Origin of the sequence: Nodosilinea sp. E11 (assembly GCF_032813545.1) — a bacterium.
Taxonomy (GTDB): domain Bacteria; phylum Cyanobacteriota; class Cyanobacteriia; order Phormidesmidales; family Phormidesmidaceae; genus Nodosilinea.
Window position 1 is genome coordinate 1524323 of record NZ_CP136520.1, and the last position, 23710, is coordinate 1548032.

The 23710-nt window shown below is 56.4% G+C and carries 22 protein-coding genes; 14 read left to right on the forward strand and 8 right to left on the reverse strand.

Annotated elements, in window-relative coordinates; genetic code table 11:
* Positions 1 to 30: 30 nt before the first annotated feature.
* Together RRF56_RS09115 and ebsA are read right to left on the reverse strand one after the other, a co-directional pair.
* Positions 31 to 1125: a phosphotransacetylase family protein gene (locus tag RRF56_RS09115; protein ID WP_317037323.1), complete on the reverse strand. Its 1095-nt coding sequence runs from the start codon at positions 1123 to 1125 to the stop codon at positions 31 to 33.
* A 195-nt stretch (positions 1126 to 1320) separates the two neighbouring features.
* The gene (gene ebsA, locus RRF56_RS09120) at positions 1321 to 1695 is read right to left on the reverse strand and encodes a type IV pilus biogenesis protein EbsA (protein ID WP_410510585.1); all 375 of its coding nucleotides are present in this window, start codon (positions 1693 to 1695) and stop codon (positions 1321 to 1323) included.
* A 285-nt stretch (positions 1696 to 1980) separates the two neighbouring features.
* Between ebsA and RRF56_RS09125 the strand changes: the two genes are divergently transcribed.
* The 3 genes from RRF56_RS09125 (at position 1981) to smpB (ending at position 4267) form a co-directional block, all read left to right on the forward strand.
* Entirely contained in the window at positions 1981 to 3402 is a 1422-nt protein-coding gene (locus RRF56_RS09125; RefSeq protein WP_317037325.1) for a glycosyltransferase family 2 protein, read from the forward strand.
* 116 nt (positions 3403 to 3518) lie between these two features.
* A complete protein-coding gene (locus tag RRF56_RS09130) occupies positions 3519 to 3785 on the forward strand; it encodes a YciI family protein (RefSeq protein ID WP_317037326.1) in 267 nt (88 codons plus the stop codon).
* Positions 3786 to 3796: 11 nt separating this feature from the next.
* Positions 3797 to 4267 carry an SsrA-binding protein SmpB gene (smpB, locus tag RRF56_RS09135; RefSeq protein ID WP_410510553.1) on the forward strand — a complete coding sequence of 157 codons (471 nt, stop codon included), beginning with the start codon at positions 3797 to 3799 and terminating at the stop codon, positions 4265 to 4267.
* Positions 4268 to 4318: 51 nt separating this feature from the next.
* Here smpB and RRF56_RS09140 read toward each other — a convergent pair whose 3' ends face one another.
* A complete protein-coding gene (locus RRF56_RS09140) occupies positions 4319 to 6007 on the reverse strand; it encodes an ATP-binding protein (RefSeq protein WP_317037328.1) in 1689 nt (562 codons plus the stop codon).
* 319 nt (positions 6008 to 6326) lie between these two features.
* Here RRF56_RS09140 and RRF56_RS09145 point away from each other — a divergent pair, with 319 nt between their 5' ends.
* Together RRF56_RS09145 and RRF56_RS09150 are read left to right on the forward strand one after the other, a co-directional pair.
* Complete coding sequence (locus tag RRF56_RS09145) at positions 6327 to 7682, forward strand: HAMP domain-containing sensor histidine kinase (RefSeq protein WP_317037329.1); 1356 nt, start codon at positions 6327 to 6329, stop codon at positions 7680 to 7682.
* A 91-nt stretch (positions 7683 to 7773) separates the two neighbouring features.
* Positions 7774 to 8367 carry an SRPBCC family protein gene (locus tag RRF56_RS09150; protein WP_317037330.1) on the forward strand — a complete coding sequence of 198 codons (594 nt, stop codon included), beginning with the start codon at positions 7774 to 7776 and terminating at the stop codon, positions 8365 to 8367.
* 100 nt (positions 8368 to 8467) lie between these two features.
* Here RRF56_RS09150 and RRF56_RS09155 read toward each other — a convergent pair whose 3' ends face one another.
* Positions 8468 to 9130 (reverse strand): class I SAM-dependent methyltransferase, encoded by a 663-nt coding sequence (locus RRF56_RS09155; protein WP_317037331.1) that lies wholly within the window; start codon positions 9128 to 9130, stop codon positions 8468 to 8470.
* Between the two features lie 225 nt (positions 9131 to 9355).
* Here RRF56_RS09155 and RRF56_RS09160 point away from each other — a divergent pair, with 225 nt between their 5' ends.
* The 3 genes from RRF56_RS09160 to RRF56_RS09170 all read left to right on the forward strand — a co-directional run bounded on the left by RRF56_RS09160 (position 9356) and on the right by RRF56_RS09170 (position 11538).
* Complete coding sequence (locus RRF56_RS09160; RefSeq protein WP_317037332.1) at positions 9356 to 10039, forward strand: ATP-dependent Clp protease proteolytic subunit; 684 nt, start codon at positions 9356 to 9358, stop codon at positions 10037 to 10039.
* Positions 10040 to 10138: 99 nt separating this feature from the next.
* Entirely contained in the window at positions 10139 to 10774 is a 636-nt protein-coding gene (locus RRF56_RS09165; protein ID WP_317037333.1) for an ATP-dependent Clp protease proteolytic subunit, read from the forward strand.
* Between the two features lie 74 nt (positions 10775 to 10848).
* Positions 10849 to 11538 (forward strand): DnaJ domain-containing protein, encoded by a 690-nt coding sequence (locus RRF56_RS09170; protein ID WP_317037334.1) that lies wholly within the window; start codon positions 10849 to 10851, stop codon positions 11536 to 11538.
* A gap of 103 nt (positions 11539 to 11641) precedes the next feature.
* Here the strand turns inward: RRF56_RS09170 and RRF56_RS09175 are convergent, their stop codons facing one another.
* The gene (locus RRF56_RS09175) at positions 11642 to 12715 is read right to left on the reverse strand and encodes a glycosyltransferase family 4 protein (protein WP_317037335.1); all 1074 of its coding nucleotides are present in this window, start codon (positions 12713 to 12715) and stop codon (positions 11642 to 11644) included.
* 197 nt (positions 12716 to 12912) lie between these two features.
* Positions 12913 to 13932 carry a DMT family transporter gene (locus RRF56_RS09180; protein ID WP_317037336.1) on the reverse strand — a complete coding sequence of 340 codons (1020 nt, stop codon included), beginning with the start codon at positions 13930 to 13932 and terminating at the stop codon, positions 12913 to 12915.
* 222 nt (positions 13933 to 14154) lie between these two features.
* Here RRF56_RS09180 and sppA point away from each other — a divergent pair, with 222 nt between their 5' ends.
* On the forward strand, positions 14155 to 15015 hold the full coding sequence (sppA, locus tag RRF56_RS09185; protein ID WP_317037337.1) for a signal peptide peptidase SppA: 861 nt from the start codon (positions 14155 to 14157) through the stop codon (positions 15013 to 15015).
* A gap of 110 nt (positions 15016 to 15125) precedes the next feature.
* The gene (gene aroH / locus RRF56_RS09190; protein WP_410510554.1) at positions 15126 to 15524 is read left to right on the forward strand and encodes a chorismate mutase; all 399 of its coding nucleotides are present in this window, start codon (positions 15126 to 15128) and stop codon (positions 15522 to 15524) included.
* Between the two features lie 147 nt (positions 15525 to 15671).
* Here the strand turns inward: aroH and crtR are convergent, their stop codons facing one another.
* Positions 15672 to 16559, reverse strand: a complete 888-nt coding sequence (gene crtR, locus RRF56_RS09195) for a beta-carotene hydroxylase (RefSeq protein ID WP_317037339.1) — start codon at positions 16557 to 16559, stop codon at positions 15672 to 15674.
* Between the two features lie 308 nt (positions 16560 to 16867).
* On the opposite strand from crtR, the gene pyk reads away from it, so the two are divergent.
* Positions 16868 to 18655 (forward strand): pyruvate kinase, encoded by a 1788-nt coding sequence (pyk, locus tag RRF56_RS09200; RefSeq protein ID WP_317037340.1) that lies wholly within the window; start codon positions 16868 to 16870, stop codon positions 18653 to 18655.
* A gap of 118 nt (positions 18656 to 18773) precedes the next feature.
* Here the strand turns inward: pyk and psaM are convergent, their stop codons facing one another.
* Positions 18774 to 18869 carry a photosystem I reaction center subunit XII gene (gene psaM / locus RRF56_RS09205; RefSeq protein ID WP_317037341.1) on the reverse strand — a complete coding sequence of 32 codons (96 nt, stop codon included), beginning with the start codon at positions 18867 to 18869 and terminating at the stop codon, positions 18774 to 18776.
* Positions 18870 to 19115: 246 nt separating this feature from the next.
* On the opposite strand from psaM, the gene phoU reads away from it, so the two are divergent.
* The 3 genes from phoU (at position 19116) to RRF56_RS09220 (ending at position 23664) form a co-directional block, all read left to right on the forward strand.
* Entirely contained in the window at positions 19116 to 19781 is a 666-nt protein-coding gene (phoU, locus tag RRF56_RS09210) for a phosphate signaling complex protein PhoU (RefSeq protein ID WP_317037342.1), read from the forward strand.
* A 621-nt stretch (positions 19782 to 20402) separates the two neighbouring features.
* Positions 20403 to 22787 (forward strand): ribonuclease R, encoded by a 2385-nt coding sequence (locus RRF56_RS09215; RefSeq protein WP_317037343.1) that lies wholly within the window; start codon positions 20403 to 20405, stop codon positions 22785 to 22787.
* 229 nt (positions 22788 to 23016) lie between these two features.
* Complete coding sequence (locus tag RRF56_RS09220; RefSeq protein ID WP_317037344.1) at positions 23017 to 23664, forward strand: flavin prenyltransferase UbiX; 648 nt, start codon at positions 23017 to 23019, stop codon at positions 23662 to 23664.
* Positions 23665 to 23710: the final 46 nt, after the last annotated feature.

Below are 23710 nucleotides of genomic sequence, written 5' to 3' on the forward strand. Positions count from 1 at the left end.
GCCACATTTCAGCCGCCTCGCCCAAGCGACCTAGGTGGCCGACACGGGCAACCCCAGATCCAGCAGGTGCAACAGCCGGTCTTGATCGAAGTGGGCAGCGATCAACTCTTGAATGCAGCGTACTTTGATAGGTTCATGGAGGCGCACCTGGCCAAATAGCTCATCGATCCGCTCAACGGTAGACAGGGTGTCAGAATCTACAGAAACAATCGGCACTTCCAAATCTGTAGCCCGTTCTAAAATCTCTGGGGTAGGGGGAATCTGGCCCGTTAGCACCAGGCACTGAGTAGAGGTTTCGAGCGCCGCAAACTGAATATCGGTGCGATCGCCGCCGGTCACCACCGCCATATTCGTCGCCTTGCGAAAATAGCGCAGCGCCGAGTTAACGTTCATCGCGCCAATAGTGAGAGTTTCGACCATTAGATCGAGGCGATTCTTACAGCACAGCACCTCAGCATTGAGGCGACCGACAATCTCGCGAACGGTGATGCTGCGCATAATCGGCGATCGCGGCAACAGCGCCAACACTGGAATCCCCTTACTTTCCAAAAAAGGGCGCACCAGCGTAGCACAGGCATCTGCCGCGTCAGGAGGCACGTCATTAATAATCACACCCACCAGACGTGGCCCCAGCTGGGCTTTGGCCGCCAACAAGCGATCGACCAACAGCAGCGAATCGTAGCGAGTCACCAGCAGCACCGCCGCGTCGATCTCAGCCGCAATATGAGCCACCGACAGGTTGAGCAACGTCCCCTCGGTCAAATTGCCAGGGCCTTCGAGCAGCACCAACGCTTCTCCCCGATGCTCTGTGTACCGTTGCAACCCGCTGCGACTGAGCGTTGGCTCCTGCGATTGCCCCTTGAGGGCTAGCTGGCTTGCCACTGTGGCTTCGGTTAACGAAATCGAGGGAGGATAATATCGCTCAGCGGGTAAATGTAGGGTCTCAACAATAAAGTCTAGGTCTGGGTCTTGCCCATCGCCATTGATCGAATTGCCAATGGGCTTGCCAAACCCAATATCCATGCCCGCCGCTTGAAGCTGAAGACCCAGACCCAGTAGCACTGCCGATTTGCCGCTGTACGACTCAGTCGAACCAATTATTAAACGTTTTGCTGAACTGGGCACGCCGCAAGTCCTCCATGGAACGAATGCACTGGACTCTGACCCCTAACCCCCGGCTCGGCCAAGCAAACCAGCGCTAGATTACGTCAGTAGGCACAGTATCACACTCATTCTGCCACCTCAGCGCTGGTCAGCGGCAGGCTTCTTCAAAACCCCCTTCAGGTAAGCATCGAGTTGGCGTTCTTCAACGACACCGCTTTACTCGTCTAGGCGCAAGAGCTTGCGGTAAAACCCCTGAGAGAAATCGGCTGAGCGCTTCTGCCGTAAAGCCACAATGACATCAAACAAAAAATCGACGAACTCAAAGGTCGCCATCGTGATCTCGTAGCTAAACTCGCTGTCACCATCAAACTGCATGCGGCAGCGAGTTAAATCTGCTGGCAGCACTGACACGTTCCATGTGGCCACAAAGGCAATGCTTTCTCCCCCTTCAATTTGCCGTTCTCCCTCCAGGTTGCCCTGCTTGTAGAGGGCAATGGCGTAGGGCAGCGCGTTGCGCTTATTGCCCTGGTAGTAGGGCATGTAAACGCTGATGTCTTGCTTACCTGCGGGCTGAATTGCCTCAAACGTCAAACTCATGGGTCTGGCCTTAGGTCAAGTTTCAACAAATCATCTAGACGGGAGGACGAGCAGTCATCGGGTTGAGTTGCCTAGGATACTCGATCTAGGTCGATGCCTAGGGGGCCGATGAGTCTATCCACAGCTAGCATTCCCCAGGAGGGTAGCAGGGGCATCACCAAAATTTTCCGCAAAATCGAGGATGATAGACCTAGACCAGGGCATGCTTAGGGAGAGGTATTCTCCCCAGTAGTGACAAACTGGTCGTTGCCGTTGTTGTCGTGCTCCCTACCTGAGTTGATGGCCGATTTTCCTAAACGCTTTTCCACCGGGCGCTTTTACCAGCCTCTCGAAGAGTTAGAAATTGAAGACTTTCCTGGTTATGCCGGTCGTCGGCCTAAGGCGGCTCTGATCCTCAGCGTACTGTGGGGCGTCACCATTGCGCTGCACTTATTGTCTTGGGGCAGCTGGCTGGTAGTTGGGCTGACAGCGATTCTCGCGACCCACGCCCTGCGAATTTTGTGCGCTCGACCTATGCCTGAGGCTCTGCCGCTGCCTTCTACTACTGACGTCTCTGCCGGGCTTCAAGCATCCTCAACCCAGGCTCCTCTCAACCCCGACTCGTGGCCCTACGTATCCTTGCTAGTAGCGGCCAAAAACGAAGAAACTGTGATTGAGCCCCTGGTAGCGGCCCTATGCCAGATCGACTACCCGACCAGCCGCTACGACGTCTGGATCATTGACGATAACAGTACCGATGGCACGGCCCAGCGATTGCAGGCCCTAGCCCAGCGATACCCTCAGCTGCGGGTACTGCGTCGTCCTACCGCTGCCAGCGGTGGTAAGTCGGGGGCACTTAACCAGGTTTGGCCCGACACTAAAGGCGACATTATTGGTGTGTTTGATGCCGATGCGCGGGTGCCTCAGGACGTGCTGCGCCAGATTGTGCCGCTGTTTGACGCGGGCAAAGTAGGGGCGGTGCAGATGCAGAAAGCTATAGTTAACCGAGCTAAAAACCTCTGGACTCGCGGTCAGCAGGCAGAGATGGCCCTTGATAGCTATTTTCAGCAGCAGCGTATCAGTCTAGGCGGCATTGGCGAACTGCGGGGCAACGGTCAGTTTGTCCGTCGGGCGGCCTTGACCCAATGCGGCGGCTGGAACGAAGAAACCATTACCGATGATCTCGATTTGACCCTGCGCCTGCACTTTAGTGGCTGGGAAATTCACTTTTTGCTGCACCCCGCCGTGGGTGAAGAAGGGGTCGAACGACCTCTGGCGCTGTGGCATCAGCGCAATCGCTGGGCTGAGGGGGGCTATCAGCGCTACCTCGACTACTGGCGGTTGATTGCCCAGCATCGCTTGGCCCCAGCCAAAACCTTCGATATGGCAGCCTTTTGGATGATTCAGTATGGCCTGCCTACGGTGGCCTTACCCGATTTTGTAATGGCGATGCTGCGGCATCGTTTGCCACTGTTTTTGCCGTTGTCAAGTTTGGCCTTGACGCTATCGATGGTGGGCATGTTCTGTGGGCTTCGACGGACTCGTCCTCAGCCCGTCTGGGTCAGCGGGTTGCAAACGCTGTGGGGCAATTTCTATATGCTGCACTGGCTGTTGGTGATTGCTACTATGGCCATGCGGCTGTCGGTACGGCCCAAGCGGCTACGCTGGGTCAAAACCGTTCATTTGGGCAGCGAAGAAGACCTCAGGGTTGATATGCCTTAGGCTCCTTTTCTTCACGTTGGGGTTCAGGTTCGCTTGAGAATCATGGCTCTGAGGACTTGGCCCCCTGATTTTTGCCGCCGGTTTGACTGAAGACTGTTATCTGCGATCGCACGTCCATGCCCTGGTTCGTTAAACTCGAAAGAGGCATTGTTAACAAAGCCACCTTTGACCAGTTTGTGCCCGACCATGTGGCCTACGTCAAAGACCTGATCGCCCAGGGCCATGCCGCCAAAACCGGCTACTGGGCCGAATATGGGGGTGGTATGCTGTTGTTCCGGGCCGATTCTATCGAAGAAGCCCGCGCCATTGTGGCCGCCGACCCGTTGATTGCCAACCACTGCGTCGAGTACGAGCTGCACGAATGGCGGGTGGTGGTCGAATAGGAGAATGCGCCGTGGCCGATTCAAGTGATGGATACAAGATTGTCAGCGACAACCGCCAGGCTCGCCACGAGTACGAAATTTTAGAAACCTACGAAGCTGGGCTAGAGCTGATGGGCTCAGAGGTCAAGTCCATTCGCCAGGGCCGCGTGAACCTGCGCGACGGCTACGCCCTGATTAAAGACGGTGAACTGTGGCTGCACAATATCCACATTTCTCCCTACACAATGACCAACAAGGCCTATAACCACGAGGCCAAGCGCGCCCGCAAGCTGCTGCTGCACCGTGACGAAATTCGCAAACTGATCGGCAAAGTTGAGCAAAAGGGGCTAACTCTGGTGCCGCTTAAGCTCTATCTTCAACGGGGCTGGGTCAAGGCCACCATTGCCCTGGCTAAGGGCAAAAAACTCCACGACAAGCGGGAAAGCCTCAAGCGCAAACAAGAAAGCCGCGAGACGGCTCGGGCACTGAGCGGACGGGATTAATTCAGTTCAATTGCTCGGCGCTGGCTGGCCCGTAGGTTCTGAGGTATACACTCACTCAATACTCACGCCGCCAAAGGTTTCAGCCTTTTTGCCGGCCCGCGCCGGAGCCGCTTTTTCGAGCTGACGGGCCTGCTGGTGATGACGCTGAAAGTGGCTGAGCCAAGCTTCTGGAGCATTCATCGTTTCACCGCCGTGCTTAGTGAGGCGCTGGCGCACCTGGCAGAGCACCGGCGTATTGACGCAGGCCCCAGAGACAATTACCTGACCCTTGGTGAGTGAGGGTAGTTCTTTGAGTAAATCGCGCCCGGCGGCTTCAACACCGTACTTGAGGCTGTCTTGGTCAACAGGGTTGACAATGCGCATTAGAAACTGGCTCATGCACTGGGAGAGCACATCCGAGTCGAGCTTACCGGGGCGCTGGGTAATTAGCCCCACCCCCATGCCAAACTTGCGGCCCTCACTGAGAATGGTGCGCAAAATTTGCTTACAGCGGGCCGGTTCGTGGGCCGGAGCAAAGCGGTGGGCCTCCTCGATCAAAATGAATACCGGGTAGGGCAGGTAGTTTTCGTCGTCGGGGGTAATTTTTTCTTTAGCGGTGTTCATGCGGGCCTGGTAGCTTTGGCGCAGCACGGCGGCACAGATCACCTGTTGCTCCTCCTGGCTGATCTCGTTCATTTGCAGCACGGTAACCTGGCCTGGAGAGAAGAGGTCTTTAGGGGCTAGGTGCTGCACCCGGTGAAAATAATCTGACCGCTCCAGCTTGCCTAGCTTCCACTCTAGGGCGGGAGCTGAGGAGCCAGTTTTTTCATTGCCCTCGTCGTCGGTGGTGCGGTCTGACTCGTAGCAAGCGGAGATTAAATCCTGCACATCCCAGCGGTGTTCGCCAAACTTGTGCTTACCCAATAGGCTGAAGGCTTTGTTGAGAATGGCCTGTTGGCGATCGCTCATATCTGGCAGCAAAGTGAGAATGTCGTAGTAATCGAGGGACGACATGCGAATGCGAATGTCGTCGGGGGTGAGAATTTTGACCTCGGGGCTGTAGCCGTCGTCGCTGGCAAAGCTGGGGTGACCCCGCAGTTCGGTCAGGGTGCCATACTCGCCGTGGGGGTCAAAGATCAGCACGGCGGCACGGTTGTAGGGGCTGAGCAGCTCTTCGATCAGCACCCCAGCGGTGTAAGACTTACCGGAGCCGGTACCGGCCAAAATTGCCATATGGGTACTGACCAATTCCTTCACGTCTAAGGCGACGGGCACCCGCCCCCCAGGGCGCAGCAGCAGCGAACCAATGTGGGCCGAGCCGACAGCCTGGGGCTGCTTTTTGTTGATGATCTGGCGCAGGCTCTCGTCATCGGCCAGGCAGACCTTAGCGCCGGGGTCAGGGGCAACGCGAGGGTTCATGAACCCCAGGGCGGGGTGGAAGTGACCCACCACATCGACAGTGACTTCGTAAATTTCGGGGTTGGGGTGGGCAAAGCCGACCAGGGCAGCGATCGCCTCAGGGTCAATATCGGGGTCAGCAAAAATGCGATCGGGCAGGTGGTCAATCAAGCGACGCTCAGAGATTTTACCCAAAATCTGGGCATTGGCCATATCCGCTAGATCGACGGTGTAATAAACAAACTCGCCAATCTTGACCTGGCGATTGTCGGCAGTAATAAACACATACTGGTTGCCATTTTCCCCTGGCCCCTTAACGGTGCCGATCACTGGAGAGGTCGAAGCTGGTGCTGAGCGTGCCATAGAAACCCCGCTAGAAAACCCGTTGCCAATCCCATAGCCAGAGAATAGCCATTTCTGGCCCAGGCTTCATTAATACTAATGTCCTGCTGGAGATTAGGGTAGGGGCCAGGTGATCAGTCCACCAAGCAGACCTTACAGCCTGATCCATCCACCCGAGGTGCGAAGTGGGGTTTTTCTGTTAGACCGCCCTCGAAAACTGGCGGATTCACGGATACCCCCCCGCAGACCAATAGATACGCTAAAGGTAGTCAGGGGTAAGTAGCTTTGCTGCCACATTACCCCTGGCCCAGGCTTTAGGAACACTTCGCTGGATAGCCCCATGGCATCTGACAATTCACCAGTTTTGTTCCAGGCTCGCCCTCCCGAAGGGTTATCGCTGGCCGCCTCCACCCATGGCGACGGTAGAGAAATCTGGCCGTTGGTTCATGCCCTGGCGGCTACCCTCAATGACCCCAACCCCCTACCGGCCCTAACCGAGGTGCTGGGCACTCATCTCGGCGCACGCGCCTGTCTCATGCTCTGTCACTACCCCAGCACTAGTGGCGTCACCTATACCTGCTGGCACCAGGGAACTGCCCCGGCGAGTCACTGGCTAGCCGCCAGCTCAGACCCCAGTACAGTCTTGGACGGGCAGCGTCGCGTAACCCTCGAACTCATTCAGCAGACCATTGCCCCCCCGATGGGCCTGGGCTGGCCTCACTGGCGCAAGGGGTTAGCAGAACTGCTGCAGGCCGATCATCGTCCCCCCGCCTGGCTGCGGGCGATCGCCACCGCTACGGCAATTGCTGTCGATGGGTCAGGCTTGCAGGGAGCTATTTTGCTGCTCGGCACCTCTAGCCTAGGGCTAGACCAAACCGTACAGGCAAATTTGGCCAGTCTGGGGGCGATCGCCTTTCATCAGTACTACCTCCAGGGACAGGCGCAGGGCAATGCCGAGCAAGTGCTCTACCTCAACCATCTCAAAGAAGACTTTCTCAGTACCCTTAGCCACGAGTTGCGCACCCCCCTGACCAGCATGATGCTGGCCATCCGTATGTTGCGCCGCCCCGACCTCACTCCCGAGCGATCGGCTATGTACTTAGATATCTTGGAGCAGCAGTGCACCCGCGAAATTAATTTGGTCAACGACCTGCTGATGCTGCAAACCCTTGAGTCTACACCCCCCTTAACCACTCCCCAACCCATTGACCTAAGCCACCTACTTACCGATTTAGCCCAGCAGGCAAAAGAGCCCTTTCAACAGGCACAGCTCACCCTGGCGCAGCAACTACCGCCCACGCCGGTGACGCTGTCGATCGATTCGGCCCAGTTGACTAAGGTGTTGCAAGAGCTATTGGCCAACGCCCGCAAATACTCCGCTCCTCAAACGACTGTGACCCTGGCCCTGGCCGACAATCAAGCCCATCAGGGTCGAATCACACTACAAATTAGCAATGTAGGAGCTGCCATTGGGGCAGACGACTTGCCCCATATTTTCGATAAATTTCGCCGGGGATGTAATGCCACCAAAGACGGCATCGCTGGCACTGGTGCTGGCCTCGCCCTGGTCCACGGGATTGTTGAGCAGCTGGGGGGCACCATTAAGGTGTCGAGCCAGCCCCATGACAATCAGCTCTGGCAGACCTGTTTTACCCTTGAGTTCGAACATCATGACAAATCTATCCACAATTCATAGGCACCACACCGTCCCACTAAAATTTGCTGCTATTCTGAGCACAGGTACGGTTGCCTGGCTCAACTGCACCATTGACGGCTGGTTTTAACCCATGACTGCAAATCCTCCCAACCCAACAAATTTTGAGGCAGCGCCCCTGGACGCTGAAGTTTTTGCTGGCGATCTGGGGTCGGGTGCCCTGGCGCTAGAGTCTGGAGTGAGCGTTCAAACCGAAAAGCTGGAGGGCCAGCAGCGACGAATTTTGGCGTTTACGCAAATTCCAGCCACAGTCGATCAGGTGTGGCAGGTACTCACCGATTACGACAACCTGGCAAGCTTTATTCCCAACCTTGCCTGTAGCCAACGACTCAGCCACCCCGATGGCGGCATTCGGCTAGAGCAGATCGGCTCCCAATGTTTTCTCAACATCAAGGTTTGTGCCCGCGTAGTACTTGATATGGTTGAGACGTTCCCAAAAGAACTGCGCTTCTCGATGGTAGAAGGCGATTTTCGCCAATTTGAGGGCAAATGGACCCTAGAGCCGGTCGCAGATACTCCAGAGCCTCTGGTTCGCCTGGGCTATGACTTAGTGATTCGTCCCCCTCGGGCCATGCCAGTTGGTCTAATTGAGCGGCATATTCGGAACGACTTGAGCAGAAACTTGCGGGCAATTAGCGATCGCACTACGGCCCTATTTGCTGATTAAAACGTTCCGACCGACCCTGGACTAGCAGACTAAGAAATCTGCAAACCAATAACGTCCCGGCGTCATTTCCGCGTAGGCAGTAAATCCATCAATCCAAATTTCAGGGCTGCGTCAAGGGCTGCATGCGTTCGGCGATCACGGCGTAGAAGGGGTCGCCGCCGGGCATACCGAGCATTTGCAAAATAGCGGGGACATTGGGAGTGTGAGCAATCACCTCTGGGGTGCCAAAGCCTGGCACTGCGCCAAAATAGCTCTTAACCAAATTGACTCGGCGAGTTTCACTACCGTCGCGCCAGGCGGCGATCGCCTTTTGATAAAACATCCGGTTCGAGAAACTGACAATGGCAATGCCGCCCGGTTTAAGAACGCGATAGATCTCAGCAAATACCACCTCAGGCTGCTGAAGATATTGCACTGATACAGTATTGAGCACCGCATCAAAGGAGGCATCCTCGAGAGGCAGCTGAGGGTTTTCGTTCAGGTTTTGCACAAAGTAGTGGTCGAGGCGGGGGTTTTTAGCTAACTCCTCAGCATTCATGCCGTGCCCTTCAATGTGCTCAAAGGGCAACTCCGCTGGCAAGTGCGAAACCCAACTGCTCATCATGTCGAAAAGGCGGCTACCGGGGGTCAACCGCTGGCGATATAAATCTGTCAGCTGCTGAATGAACCCCTCATCTACATGGGTAACAAGGCGGGGCACATCGTAAAAATAGGTATCGCTGGCATCGTCTAGCTTAGTACGTTGATCGGGCTGAAGCAGCATGGGGGTTGGATAGAACTATGTTTGCTTAAATTGTAAACATATCTTAAAGAAGGAGCTACCTGAGCCTAAGGCTGCTCCCTAGGATTGAAGCATTGAGGCTATAGCCGTAAGCCCGCTAGCTGAGAAAAAGGATTCAGGTGGGGATATCCGTCTTGGACGCAGCGTAGAACCCAGCTCTATCCCGCGTTACACTGTTAAAAACCCGTATTTGGGCGTCTTCGGTCTATGAGTTTAGAGATAAAAGCCGTGCAGGCACCGTATGGCGATGCGATGTACCGCACGCCGCCCCCAGATCTACCCTCCCTGCTGCTCAAGGAGCGGATTGTCTATCTGGGCCTTCCTCTGTTCTCGGGGGATGACGTTAAGCAGCAGGTGGGTATTGACGTCACCGAGCTGATCATTGCTCAGCTGCTCTTCTTGCAGTTCGATGACCCCGACAAACCCATTTATTTCTATATCAATTCCACTGGCACTTCCTGGTACGACGGCAACATGATTGGCTACGACACCGAAGCCTTTGCCATCTGCGACACCATGAACTACATCAAGCCGCCAGTGCACACCATTTGCCTGGGCCAAGCGATGGGCTCTGCCGCCGTGATTTTAGCCGCCGGCACAAAGGGCTACCGGGCTAGCTTGCCCCACGCGCGGATTGTGCTCAATCAGCCTCGCAGTGGAGCCCAGGGCCAAGCAACCGACATCGAAATTCGGGCCAAAGAAGTGCTCGACAACAAGCGTTCGATGATGGATATTTTGGCCAAGAGCACCGGCAAAACCAGAGACCAGGTAATGCGCGATTCTGACCGGATGTTCTACATGAACCCAGAGGAAGCTAAGGAATACGGCATTATTGACCGGGTGCTGGCTAGCCGCAAAGAGCTACCTCAGCCGGCTGGAGTTGGGGTTTAGCCTCATCCCGCTATCACAGCGTCCATGGTGATGATGGCCTTTAGGGCCAATCTAAGACTCTTCCACGACTGTTGTTTTATTTTAGGTTGCAAGAGCACTATGCCCATCGGCACTCCCAAGGTTCCCTATCGTTTGCCTGGTAGCCAGTACTCCCAGTGGGTTGATATTTATACCCGTTTGAACCAGGAGCGAATTATTTTTCTGGGGCAAGAGGTCACTGATACCCTGGCCAATTCCATTGTGGCCGCCATGCTGTACCTTGACTCTGACGATAACACCAAGCCTATTTACCTCTACATCAACTCCCCTGGCGGGTCGGTGACGGCGGGTATGGCAATCTACGACACCATGCAGTACATCAAGTCTGATGTAGTGACAATTTGTTTAGGGTTGGCGGCCTCCATGGGGGCCTTTCTACTGGCAGCCGGTAGCCACGGCAAGCGAGTGGCCTTGCCTCACTCGCGCATCATGATTCACCAGCCCATGGGTGGCACCGGACGCCAGCGTCTTCAAGCCAGTGACATTGCCATTGAGGCCAAAGAGATTCTACGGGTTCGCCAAGAGCTCAACGAGATGATGGCCCGTCACACCGGTCGCTCTATTGACCAAATTCAAAAAGACACTGACCGTGACTACTTCATGTCGGCGGAAGAGGCTGTGGCCTATGGCTTGATCGACCGGGTAATTGAAGAGCGAACCCAAGATTTGGCTACCCCCACGCCTGCTGTGGTTTAATTCGCTGCGCCATTTCCGCCCAAAGTTGGCAGAATAGGGGCAACACACGTACCTCTTCTACAAAGTTAGCGAACATGGCGCTGGCGCACTACTACCGCATATTGGGGCTAAGAACTGGGGCCAGCTTTGACAATGTTAAGCTGGCCTATCGTAATTTAGCTCGGCTATATCACCCGGATGTGAACCCTGGGGACCAACTGGCCAAGGAAAAATTTATTCAGGTTACGCAGGCTTATAAGGCTCTGGCCAACGCGTTGCCTACGGATGGGGTAGCGGCTTCTCCAGCGTCCCCTGCTGCGGTTAGATCGACCCAGAATTCCCCTAGCACGGCACCTCGACCCCAGACACCCCGATCGCCCCGGGCTGAGCCTTCTCAAGCCGCTCCACCACCACCTGCGGAAGAAATTGAACTGACCCTAAGCCCAACTCCAGGCGGGTCGGAGGTTGACCAAACTCTAAAAGTCAATAGCTTTAAGCACCTGCGAGGTTTCTTCCAAGAACAACGCTTTCCCCGAGCAGTGGCTTTGGTAGAGGGGCTGGTGCAGCGATTCCCAGAAGATCCTGAAATTCGCCAGTGGCATGCGCTCACTTACTATCGCTGGGGCCACGACTTACTCAATCACCATAATTTCAGTAAGGCCGAAGCCTGCTTGAAAAAAGCCTGGCGGGTTGATCCTTACAACAAGTCTTTGCGCCAGGCGCTTCAGCAAGATTTTCAGCGGCTAGCGCAGCAGCAGCAAGCCTCGATGCCCCAGGCTCAGTAAACGTTTGAACGTTCGAACGTTCTTAAGGGGTCTAGATGTTCTAACCCAGGTGACTATGGCTATAGATGGCTATCGGCTCTGCTTAACTCGCGTTTGGGTTGAGTTAACGAGTCGAGAGGATGGTGTAAAACCATTGCTCGAAGCGGATGGCAAGGGCCTCTAGGGAATAGTCTGTTTCGGCTTGAAGGCGGCAGGCGCGGCGATCGAGACGGTCAATGGCGGCGATCGCATCCACCAGCCCCTGCACATCGTCGGGTGGCACTAGCCAACCGGTCTTGCCCGACTGCACAATTTCAGCGGGGCCGCCCCTGGCATAGGCAATGACCGGCACGCCGCAGGCCAGGGCTTCGATCGCCACATTGCCAAAGGCCTCAACCCAGCGTGGAGTCATCACCAGGGCACGGCACTGGCGCAAGACCTGCTGAAGCTCATGGGTCGGCAGAAAGCCCAGGTAGCAGTCAGCAGCACCGGGAAAGCGATCGCAGAGTCGATGCCAGTAGTCGGCATCCTCTAGTTTGCCGAGGATTTTGAGCGGTGCCTGGGCCATAGCTGCGGCCTCTAGGGCGTCTTCTAGGCCCTTTTCGGGAGAGATGCGACCCAGCCAAGCTAGAGCATTACCTGGGGAAGCACAGAAGTCGTACAGGTCTAAATCGATAGCACTGCTGAGGATTGCGAAAGCATCGGCAACGCCAAAGGTTTCGGCCTGGGTGCGGGTATAGGCCCCCAGACGGTTGGGGTAGTCCTGAGCTACTTGGTCAATGGCCCCATCCATGGCGTCGCTGAGAGACCCCATGGTGACAAAGTGAGCGACTGGAGTACAGAAAAATTCTGTCAGATAAAACGGCAACCAGTCGTAGGCGAAGTTGACGATCACATCAAACTGGTCTTGCTGCCGTTGGGCATAGCGCCACATATTGCCCAACACACTATTGTCGGGAATCGTGATCGGGGTGTTGCGCCCCTGGGTATGGGCCGTGGGTTGAAGCTGACCAGGGATTTGAACGATGGGGACGGTCCCTAATTGAGACCCCTCGGGGGCCAGCACGGTCACCTGGTGCCCTCGTGCCCTGAGCCCCTGAACAACGTTGATCAGGGTAAGTTCGACCCCACCCCCCAGACCAGACCCCAATGGGCCGACAGGGGTTGAGATCAAGAGCAGGCGGAGGGAAGAGGGCATAGAGCGGGAAAGGCTGGGTAGAAGTGGGGAAGAGAGCGTGATGACGAGAAGGGTGGTTCAGTTGGGGCTAAGCCCGTGGACCAAGGAGCGTTGCTTACCCCAACGTGACGCACTCACGACACCGATGCAAGCATACGGTGCGGGCTTCTCCCACCGAAAGTGTTTTACCATTGGCTACCGGGTTCGAGCTTTTTAGACTAATCCGGCTTTGCCGGGGTGCCCTTAGCTACGGGTCCAGCTTCATAGGACAGCACCCACTGCCGCAGCGTCTGGGTCAGCGCCTCGCGCTGGTTAATCAGATAAATGCTAACTAGAGTAAAGCCCACCCCAATCCACTGTAACGAGCTTAGGGTTTCACTCAAAAATAGATTGCCAAACAGCAGGGCAAAAACCGGCGTGAGAAAGGTGAGGGCGCTGAGGCTCGTGAGATTGCCCTGGGCGGCGAGAAAAAAGAAAATACCGTAGGCGAGGGCGCTACCAAAGATGGTGGAATAGGCGATCGCAGCCCAGTCTAGCCCCGTCAATCCTTGCCAGGGCTGCACCTCTGCCAGGGACGAGAGCCCAAACAGCGGCAGCCCGCCTAGCACCATATGCCACCCCGTCGCCACCACAGGGTCTACATACTGGCAGACATAGCGAATCAAAATGGTACCTGTAGCCATCGATAAGGCCGCCAGCAGCATCAACCATTCTCCCCCCTGGAGCAGGGTGTTGAGGGCTGTGCCCCCGGTCAGCCAGGCGGTGTCACCGTGGAGTAACGATAAGATCCACTCGTCGGGCAGACCGAGTAAGCTAATGCCTGCAATTCCCCACAGTAGGCCAATCCAACCGAGGGCACCAATGTGTTCACCAAACAGGCCCCGCGCCATGACGGCTACAGCTAAGGGCTGGGAGTCAATCATCACTGACCCGAGCCCGGCCCCAGTGCGCTGCAACCCTGCCGCTAAAAATCCTTGAAACAACGTCCCATCCACCAGGGCAAATAGCGCGATCCACAGCCAGCCCTGGCGACCAATGGCCTGAGGTCTCCCTAGACCTAACCCGACTAACAGCACCAGCAATCCAGCGGGCACTAACCGCATCCCAGCCATAAAAAATGGGGCGGTGTGGGGCATGGCCCCCTTCATTGCGACCATGGCGGTGCCCCACAGAAAAAAAGGAGCGATCAGCACCAGCGGGTTGCGGGCGAGGGTCTGAGGAGCAGGGGTAGAATTCATAGGAAAAAATGCGATCGCGACCGCTGGGCCGCAGACTTTCTTAACGAATGTTAACGCAGTTCGAGGTCGGGTGCCGCGTTAAGGGTCGTCATGACTCGCCAGCCTAAACGCTACTGCACCCCAAGCTGGCGCGGTGTTTTTTTGGCTACAGTTAGATTGGCTACAATAGAGCGCAGCCTTGGCCATGCCAGGCTGTCTACCATTTACAACTGTTTGCACCCTATGGTCTGGCCGTTTTCTCCCCGTTCACGTAGATCGATTGCCCGCATTGAAGTCAATGGCGTGATCGCCGCAGCGGCCCGTAAGCGCATCCTTGAAGCGCTCAAAGAAATTGAGGAAAGGCGGTTTCCAGCGCTGCTCCTGCGCATTGACAGCCCCGGTGGCACTGTGGGGGATTCTCAAGAAATCTACACCGCCCTCAAACGGCTCAAAGACAAGCTCAAAATTGTGGCCAGCTTTGGCAATATTTCAGCCTCAGGCGGGGTCTACATCGGCATGGGGGCCGACCACATTATGGCCAACCCCGGCACGATCACCGGTAGCATTGGGGTGATTTTGAGAGGTAATAACCTAGAGCGCCTGCTCGATCGGGTGGGGGTGTCGTTTAAGGTGATCAAATCTGGCCCTTACAAAGATATTCTCGCCTTTGACCGCGAGCTGACCGACCCTGAGAAATCTATTCTGCAAGAACTCATCGATGTGAGCTACGGCCAGTTTGTTAAAACCGTGGCTGAGGCCCGCCGCCTCAGCGAAGACACCGTGCGCAGCTTTGCCGACGGGCGCATTTTCACCGGTGAACAGGCTGTGCAACTGGGCGTAGTAGACCGCCTAGGCAGCGAAGAAGACGCCCGACTCTGGGCGGCAGAGCTAGCTGGGCTGGACCCCGATAAGGCTGAGTGCATCACTTTTGAAGAGAAAAAGCCCCTGCTGCGCCGCCTAGTACCCGGCAACAGCCAGATGGTTGGCGCTGCCACCGGTTTAGCCTACCCTGGCCTAGCGGTGCCCGCCCTCAATGCCACCCTAGAATGGTTAGAGTTTGAGCGCTCCACTAGCGGCCTGCCGCTCTGGCTCTATCGTCCCTGAGGCACGAAAGGACAAAGGGCAGATCACTGGCCTGGTAGGATGAACGCGGTAAAATGCAGTCAACTCTCTACCCCAGTGGCCCTTCGCAGTGGTACCTGGGGTTTTGAAGCATGACATTTGGAGGTTGCGGCGTGGACTGGCGATTGTGGGCAATTCGAGGAGCAGTGACGGTATCAGAAAATACCGAAGACGCTATGCGAGAGGCAGTGACAGAACTGGTAGATGCCCTTGAAGAACGCAACCATCTGGACCCTACCTGCATTATTAGCGCCACCTTTTCAGTGACTCGCGACCTAGATGCGGTGTTCCCAGCGGCGATCGCCCGGCAAAGGCCCCACTGGGACAATGTCGCCCTGCTTGACGTGCAGCATATGCACGTTGAGGGAAGTTTGCCCTACTGCATTCGCATACTCATGCATGTGCAGCTACCAGTGCTCCACGCTAAGGTGCAGCACGTCTACCTGCGTGGAGCTCGCGATCTGCGACCTGACCTGGTGGTGACGGGTTAAGGACGCTCCCCTCATCAGTAGGTAGCCCTTATTAAACGTCGCCGACGGGGTTAGCTTTGGTGCGTGACGCAGAGCGATAACATGCAGCAGTCCCCCGATTGAGATGCTCAATCGGGGGACTGCTGTGGCGTGGACAGGCCAGCCGGTCTAATGCTTTTTCAAGCGAATGCCTAAAAATAAGTCGTAGAGAAAGCCAAAGAAGTCTTTCATTTGCAACAGCCCCAGGGACTGGGGAGACCCCTTCTCATCGAGCAAGGGCCGCATGACCTCATAGGTGGGCTGATACTTATACCAGGGCACCGAGGGCCACAGGTGATGCACCAGGTGATAGTTCTGACCCATAATCAGCAGGTTGAGGATCGGGCTGGGATAGACCCGGGCGTTCTTCCAGCGATCGCGATCTTGAAAGGGCCGATGGGGCAGGTAGTCGAAAAATAACCCTAGGGCAATACCAACAACCAACGCAGGCGAAAACCAATAGTTAAAGATATAGCCTAGAAAGTCAAACCGCCAGGCGACAAACACTAACAAGCCCACTATAAAGCGACCCAAGAACCACTCCAGCAGCTCCCAGTTGCGCCACAATCGGCGCTTGAAAAAATAAATCTCGTGGTAGAAAAAGCGGGCGGCAATCAGCCACAGGGGACCGCCCGTCGAGACAAAGTGATCCGGATCGTTTTCGGGATCGTTGACGTGGGCGTGGTGCTGCAAGTGCACCCGCGTAAAGACCGGAAACGAGAAGCCCAATATGAGGGCGCTACCGTGGCCTAACAGGGCATTGACCACCCGGTTGCGGTGGGCCGAGTTGTGACTAGCGTCGTGAATCACCGTCCCTGACAGGTGCAGAGACAGAACGTTCATCAAAAACACGCACCAGCCAGCCCAGTGCCAGCAAAAATAGCCCACCGTCGATAAGCTAATTAGCCCTACGGAGGCTATGAACATGAGAGTATTCAAACTTAAACCACCCTCAGTTTTCAGTAACTCAGGGGGAACCGTTTTTCGAATCGTCAGGGCTTCAGCTGCCACCGACATGATGCATCGCTCCTACACCAGTGCCTTCGGTAGTATACGTTACGGCGCATGATTAATAAAGTTTTGTGACACGCCCCGGGGGTTATACGTGCCGAGGGCACGCTGAGGGCCGTTCTAGAGCGATCGCCGCCTTAACTGCCGGTCTACGGCCCATCACCCGTAAAAACGCTGAAATTCCTGCTGGTTTTAGGATAACGCGTCAAGCCCATCGCCATTCGTGCTACTATCCACTGTGCTTTATGGCTACTGGTTGATCAGCCTATTGAGGTTTGCAGCTAGTAGCGTTTTACTCTCAGTAGAGGTCGTCTATGCCCCTGCGCACCCCCCTCCGCCGCGCCAAAATTGTGGCTACCATCGGCCCCGCGACTCAAGATCCTGACGTGTTGCGATCGCTGATTGAAGCTGGGGCCACTACCCTACGGCTCAACTTTTCCCACGGTAGCCACGACGACCATCAGCGGAGCATTCGGCTAATTCGCCAGATCTCCTTCGAACTCAACCAGCCGGTCGGCATTCTGCAAGATCTCCAGGGGCCTAAAATTCGCCTGGGCAAATTTGAGCAGGGCTCGATTGTGCTGGAGAAGGGCGATCCCTTTGTGCTGACGAGCGAGATCATTGTGGGCAGCCAAGGGCGTGCCTGTGTCACCTACGACAAGCTGGCCCAAGAGGTGCCCGCTGGAGCCACCATTTTGCTGGATGACGGCAAGGTTGAAATGCAGGTGGAGTCGGTAGATTTAGCGGCCCAAGAACTGCACTGCCGGGTGGTGGTAGGCGGCACCTTGTCCAACAACAAAGGCGTCAACTTTCCTGGGGTTTACCTCTCGGTTAAGGCCTTAACCGACAAAGACCGTGAAGACCTGATGTTTGGCCTCAACCAGGGAGTTGACTGGGTGGCCCTGAGCTTTGTGCGCAACCCTCAGGACGTGCTGGAAATCAAAGAAATCATTACTGCCGCTGGCAAAACTGTGCCGGTGATCGTCAAGATCGAAAAGCACGAAGCGATCGAGCAGATGGAGGCGATTCTCTCCCTGTCCGATGGGGTGATGGTGGCGCGGGGCGACCTAGGGGTAGAACTGCCCGCCGAGGAGGTGCCAATTTTGCAAAAGCGCCTGATCGCCATGGCTAACTCCCTGGGCATTCCGGTGATTACGGCAACCCAAATGCTCGACAGCATGGTGTCTAACCCCCGCCCTACCCGAGCAGAGGTGTCTGACATTGCCAACGCCATTCTCGACGGTACCGATGCGGTGATGCTTTCCAACGAAACCGCCGTGGGTAAGTTTCCGGTAGAGGCCGTGGCTACTATGGCTAAGGTGGCGGTATGTACCGAGCAAGAGGGGCTATCCCTGGGCGATCGCAAAGACAGTGGTGCCCGCTCTATTCCCAATGCCATTAGCCAGGCGGTAGGCCGTATTGCATCGCAACTCAATGCCGCCGCAATTATGACGCTGACCAAAAGCGGGGCTACTGCCCGCAACGTGTCAAAGTATCGGCCTGAAACACCTATTTTGGCAGTGACCCCCCATGTGCACGTGGCCCGGCAGCTTCAGCTGGTGTGGGGAGTACGGCCCCTGCTGGTGCTCGACCTACCGTCTAGCAACCAGACCTTTCAAGCGGCCATGAGCGTCGCTCAAGAAAAAAGCCTGCTGAATGACGGCGACCTGGTGGTGCTGACGGCGGGCACGCTGCAAGGGGTGTCAGGCTCGACCGATTTGATTAAGGTTGATGTGGTGACGGCGGTGCTGGGGCGAGGCAACGGCATTGGCGAAGCCTCGGTCAGTGGCCGCGCCCGAGTCGCCCACAACAGCCTAGAGGTCAACGATTTTAACGACGGCGAAATTTTGGTGGTGCCCCGTACCAGCGCCGATTTTGTGGAGGTGATTCGCCGAGCTGGGGGCATTGTCACCGAAGACGATAGCCCGACTAGTCATGCGGCAGTCATCGGCCTACGGCTGGGGGTACCGGTAATTGTGGGGGTTAAAAACGCAACTGAGATCATCCGTGACGGTAGTATTCTCACCCTCGACACTCGGCGAGGGCTAATTTACTCTGGCGCCCTCGGCCCAGTAAAAAATGAACCTGCCATGAGCCTCTAGGGCTCAGGTCAGGGCATCAAAGTCAGGGGTTCACAACAAAGGGGCCCAGGGATACCTCCCCGAGCCCCTTTGCTATGTGAATTAAGGCAGGGAGGCGCTAAAAAGCGCCCACCTTTACCTATTTGTAAAGCTCAGTAGATAGACGGATGGCCATAATACCTGGCAACAGAGCTACGGCCAAAGCTATAAAAATCTGAGTGTCAGAAAGGGGCATAAAAAAAATACTCCTCAAGGCTGGGTAAATAACGCTCAATAACAAACACCTTATAGATAAGGCGTTTTATCTAAACCGATTGTTAACTAAGATGGGGGTTTTCGAGAGGCTGACCAGCCTAACTGTTACAGAGCTTAACGGGGATTGAGGCGGGTAAGGCCAGGGTTCTAGTTTGAAGTTGATTGGCTTAGGCTGGTAGGCTAAAGTGCTCCAGCGGCTGCCCCTTTACTTTGGTATGCCTCAGCGATGCTTGATATAGATAGGACTCAACCAGTGCGCGGCGACTTTGAACGGCAGATTCTGCGGGTACAGCGTGACCTGCTGCGGATGGGGGCGCTGGTGGAGAACTCCTGCGTGTTAGCCCGAGATGCCCTGTGCGATCGCAATCTAGATGCGGCTCAAAAGCTTAAGACCCACGACAAGCAAATCGATCAGTTCTACCGTCAGATCGAGCTGGACTGCATGCATCTGTTTACCCTTCAGTCACCGGACCCTGAAGATCTGCGGCGGATTGGGGCGTTTATGCAAATGGTGCGCGACCTAGAGCGCATTGGTGACTACGCCGAAGACATTGGCGAGGTAGCGATCAAACTCTTTCCTTATCCGGTGCAGCCGCTCATGGGGCGGGTACAGACCATGCTCGATCGCTGTCGGTCGATGGTGGCCATGTGCCTGCTAGCGGTCTCTAACCTCGATGCCGAATCGGGGCTAGAGATTAAACAAAAAGACGACGCCATCGACACCGACTACGACGATCTCTATGCCCTGCTAGCCAATCAGACCAATCTCGTCGGCTCAGTTGAACCGACGGTGCTGCTAGTGCTAGCCATTCGCTACCTAGAACGCATCGCCGACCACGCCACTAACATTGGCAAGCGAGTGGCTTACATTGTGACGGGTGAGAGGGCGTAGGCGGGTGTACGGGTAGGCGGGTGGATGGGTGGATGGGTGAATGGGTGGATGGGTAGGCGGGTGTACGGTGCAAGGTGCAAGGTGCAAGGCTGAGCCGTAAGCCGCAAACCCAGAACCTGAAACTTGAAACCCGAAACCTGAAACCCGGCACCTGCAACCCAAAACCTGACACCTGAAACCTGACACCCATCCCCCTTCACCCATCCCCCTTTACAAAACGTTGCCTACCATTGACAAAAAGGTTTGACAGCGTCCCGTTTCCTGAGAAACTGTAGGAGATAGCGTACCCCTGTCGTTGGAAGGGCCTCGGTTATGGGCCTGCCTGGGGTCAGGCTTGTCACCCAGGGCTAAGTTCATCTGCGGCTGTAGCAGGTACACTTGGGCGTCGGCTGTGCTGGTTGTTTGCGCGGCCATCGCTGATAGGCAAAACTAGGAGCCTGGAACCTCCCTTGGGAGAACGGTTCAGGGCTAGTTTTAGCTCCAGCGTCAACCTCAGAAGCGGTTGGATGCTGCCTCGTTGCCACCGGCAGAGCACCTTACCGGTCCACTCCTGGCTCTTGCAGGCAGACAGCCTGGCCCAGGGCACCCCAGTCATGAATAGTTTTAGGAACCATTCGCTACATGGAACTCTCGATCGCAGCCCTACTGGCCAGCTTCGCCAAAGAAAAAACGCACACGCTCAAATCGCTCGAGAAAAAGCTGCACTGCAACGATAATGCCAGCCAGCGCGACTTGCAAATTGCCGTAGATGCCCTAGAGCGGCTAGGGGTGCTGGTCAAAGAACGGGGCAAGTACCACCGCAACCTGGCCGAGGATGTGGTAGAGGGTAAGCTGCGCTGCTCAAGCAAGGGATTTTGCTTTGCCATTCAAGACGAAGAAGGGGCCGACGACATCTACGTGCGCGAAAGCCAGCTCAATACGGCCTGGAACGGCGATCGCGTGCTGGTCAAGGTCACCAAAGAAGGCAGCCGCCGTCGCAGTCCTGAAGGGGAAGTGCAGCTAATTCTAGAGCGAGCCAATGCCTCGGTCTTGGCTCGGGTCAAGCAAGAGGCCGAGGAATACCGCGCGGTGCCCCTCGACGATCGCCTGCTGTTTGAGCTGGCTTTGATTGAAAATGGTAGCTCCCTAGCCGAAGCTGTCGATCAGCTAGCCCATGTAGAAATTGTCCGTTACCCCCTGGGGCAGCACCCACCCCAAGGCCGAGTAGCCCAGGTGCTAGGCAGCGACGCTGAAGCAGCCGCCGACATTGACATTGTCTACTGCAAGCACGATCTGCCCCGCAAATTTTCTGAGGCGGTGCTGACCGCCGCCCAAGACCTACCCACCCGCGTTCGCAAGGCCGATCTCAAAGACCGCATCGACCTGCGCGACGCCCTCACTGTGGCCATTGATGGCCCCAACGCCCAGGTGATTGACGACGCTCTCACCCTAGAGCGTACCGCCCAGGGCCAGTGGCGGTTGGGCATTCACATTGCCGATATTTCTCACTATGTGGCCGCCCACTCCGCCATCGATCAAGAGGCCGCCAAGCGGGGCACCTCGGTCTACTTGGGCGATGAGGTGATCCCCATGCTGCCGCCGCCGCTCTCTGGCCCCTTGGGGTCACTGCTGGCGGGCAAAGACCGGCTGGCCCTGTCGGTGCTGGTGACCCTTGATGACACCGGCGCGGTGCTGGAGTACGAGGTACAGCCTACGGTCGTGACGGTCGATCACCAGATTTCTTACCAAGAAGCCCAGGCCATCCTAGAGCGCGACAATTCTGATTTAATTCAGAGCCTGGGCATCAAGCCCAAGACCATCAAGGCCCTAGAGCCCGTCTACGACCTGATGGACAATCTGCTCTACCTGAGCCAGGCCATGAAGCGGCAGCGGCTGCACCGGGGGTCGTTTGAGCTCAACCTGCCCGAGTACGATTTTCCCGCCGATGCGGGCGAACCCTTGGCCCACTACCGATCGCCCAAGTTTCAGTACGACGATGAAGGGCTGCTGGGGGTGATGGTCACGGCCACTAGCCTGCCCTCACGCCAGATTGTCACCGAGTGCATGCTGCTGGCCAACCAGCTGATTGCCCAGCAGCTCAAAGCGCTGGGGGTACCCGCTATCTATCGTCTCCACCGCGCCCCCGATGCCAGCGATGTGCAAGAGCTGGTCAAGCTGGCCGAAAACATGGAGATTCAGCTCACCCTCGATGATGAAGCGACCCCCCAACCGAAAGACTATCAGCGGTTTGTGGAGCAGTTTGCCGCTTCCGGGGCCGAGAAAATTCTCACCTATCTGCTGCTGGAAACCATTCAGCCTGCTTTCTATAGCACCCACGCCGATCTGCACTTTGGTCTGGCCCTGAGCGATGGCTATACCCATTTCACCTCTCCCTCCCGGCGCTATGCCGACTTGCTGGTGCATCGGATTTTGCACGCGGTGTTTGAGTCGGGCCGCGATCGCCGCTCGACCCGCTCTAAAGACCCGGCCAACCTGCGCCACAGCTCTTGCCACGGCCAGGTCAACTGGAACGTGCTGCCGCCAGAAATTCAGCACGAGCTAGAGGACGACTTGCCCCGTATTGCCATTCACCTCACCGAGCGAGAGCGGTTAGCCCAGGAGGCAGAGTCAGACCTAGAAGGGCTGAAGAAAGCGGAGTTTATGCGATCGCATACCGGCGAGGTCTTCCACGGCCTGATTACCGGTGTGCAGTCCTACGGGTTCTTTGTTGAGATCGAAGAACTGCTAGTCGAAGGGCTGGTCCACGTCAGCTCCCTCAAGGACGACTGGTACGAGTACCGGGCTCGTCAGCAGAAACTCGTGGGCCGCAAAAATCGCCAGCAGTATCGCCTCGGCGACCAAGTTGACGTGCAGGTCAAGAGCGTTGACTACTACCGCCAGCAAATTGATCTCGTCGCCGTCGGTGGCGGTAGCCAGGCTCCCGAAGACGAAGACAACAACTACAGCGAAGACGACAACGGCGACCCTATCAACGGTCAAGTCGACGGGCGAGATGAGAGTGAGTAGGGGATAGATGGGTTAGGGGGTGAATGGGTTAGGGGGTGGATGAGTGAGAGGGTGGATGAGTGGATGGGTTAGAGGGTGGATGGGTCAGAGGATAGGGGCCATGGGTTAGCTCCAACTTCCCTGACTCGCTAGGATGGGGAGGGCAAAGGCGTTTAGCAGCGTTACAACAGAGCGATCGCCTTTAATTACCCACCTACCCATCCATCCACCCACCTACCCATCCACCCCTATGCCCGCCACCGACTCCCCCGCCTTTACCCGTCCCCTAATCGTGGGAGTCACCGGGGCATCGGGCTTAATTTATGCTGTGCACACCCTTAAACATGTGCTCAATGCCGGTGGGGTCATCGATCTGGTGGCGTCTAAAGCATCGCAAATGGTGTGGCAAGCCGAATCGGGCATTCATATGCCCCTCGACCCTGAAAAGCAAGAGCAATTTTGGCGCGACCAGGCAGGGGTTCCCACCGCCGGTAAGCTGCGCTGCCACCCCTGGGGTGATGTAGGGGCTACCATTGCCAGCGGCTCCTACCGGACGGTGGGCATGGTGGTGATACCGTGCAGCATGAGTACCGTAGGGCGACTGGCCGCTGGGCTGAGTTCTGACCTCCTTGAGCGGGCCGCCGACGTGCAGTTAAAAGAAGGCCGCAAACTGGTGGTCGTGCCGCGCGAAACCCCCTTCAGCCTGATTCACCTGCGCAACCTCACCGCCTTGGCCGAGGCGGGGGCACGCATTGTGCCCGCAATTCCCGCGTGGTACCACCAGCCTCAAACCATCGAAGACCTGGTTGATTTTGTAGTGGCCCGTGCCCTCGACCAGCTCGATATCGACTGTGTACCGCTGCATCGCTGGCAGGGGCATCTATCGCCAAATGAGTAGGTGTCGGGTATCGGGTGTATGGTTCTGCCTGACCCCTAACACCTAA

Coding starts and splice junctions, on each gene's coding strand:
- RRF56_RS09125 (WP_317037325.1), top strand. CDS start 1,981: ATGGCCGATTTTCCTAAACGCTTTTCCACCGGGCGCTTTTACCAGCCT.
- RRF56_RS09130 (WP_317037326.1), top strand. CDS start 3,519: ATGCCCTGGTTCGTTAAACTCGAAAGAGGCATTGTTAACAAAGCCACC.
- RRF56_RS09140 (WP_317037328.1), bottom strand. CDS start 6,007: ATGGCACGCTCAGCACCAGCTTCGACCTCTCCAGTGATCGGCACCGTT.
- RRF56_RS09145 (WP_317037329.1), top strand. CDS start 6,327: ATGGCATCTGACAATTCACCAGTTTTGTTCCAGGCTCGCCCTCCCGAA.
- RRF56_RS09150 (WP_317037330.1), top strand. CDS start 7,774: ATGACTGCAAATCCTCCCAACCCAACAAATTTTGAGGCAGCGCCCCTG.
- RRF56_RS09155 (WP_317037331.1), bottom strand. CDS start 9,130: ATGCTGCTTCAGCCCGATCAACGTACTAAGCTAGACGATGCCAGCGAT.
- RRF56_RS09160 (WP_317037332.1), top strand. CDS start 9,356: ATGAGTTTAGAGATAAAAGCCGTGCAGGCACCGTATGGCGATGCGATG.
- RRF56_RS09165 (WP_317037333.1), top strand. CDS start 10,139: ATGCCCATCGGCACTCCCAAGGTTCCCTATCGTTTGCCTGGTAGCCAG.
- RRF56_RS09170 (WP_317037334.1), top strand. CDS start 10,849: ATGGCGCTGGCGCACTACTACCGCATATTGGGGCTAAGAACTGGGGCC.
- RRF56_RS09175 (WP_317037335.1), bottom strand. CDS start 12,715: ATGCCCTCTTCCCTCCGCCTGCTCTTGATCTCAACCCCTGTCGGCCCA.
- RRF56_RS09180 (WP_317037336.1), bottom strand. CDS start 13,932: ATGAATTCTACCCCTGCTCCTCAGACCCTCGCCCGCAACCCGCTGGTG.
- sppA (WP_317037337.1), top strand. CDS start 14,155: ATGGTCTGGCCGTTTTCTCCCCGTTCACGTAGATCGATTGCCCGCATT.
- aroH (WP_410510554.1), top strand. CDS start 15,126: ATGACATTTGGAGGTTGCGGCGTGGACTGGCGATTGTGGGCAATTCGA.
- crtR (WP_317037339.1), bottom strand. CDS start 16,559: ATGTCGGTGGCAGCTGAAGCCCTGACGATTCGAAAAACGGTTCCCCCT.
- pyk (WP_317037340.1), top strand. CDS start 16,868: ATGCCCCTGCGCACCCCCCTCCGCCGCGCCAAAATTGTGGCTACCATC.
- psaM (WP_317037341.1), bottom strand. CDS start 18,869: ATGCCCCTTTCTGACACTCAGATTTTTATAGCTTTGGCCGTAGCTCTG.
- phoU (WP_317037342.1), top strand. CDS start 19,116: ATGCTTGATATAGATAGGACTCAACCAGTGCGCGGCGACTTTGAACGG.
- RRF56_RS09215 (WP_317037343.1), top strand. CDS start 20,403: ATGGAACTCTCGATCGCAGCCCTACTGGCCAGCTTCGCCAAAGAAAAA.
- RRF56_RS09220 (WP_317037344.1), top strand. CDS start 23,017: ATGCCCGCCACCGACTCCCCCGCCTTTACCCGTCCCCTAATCGTGGGA.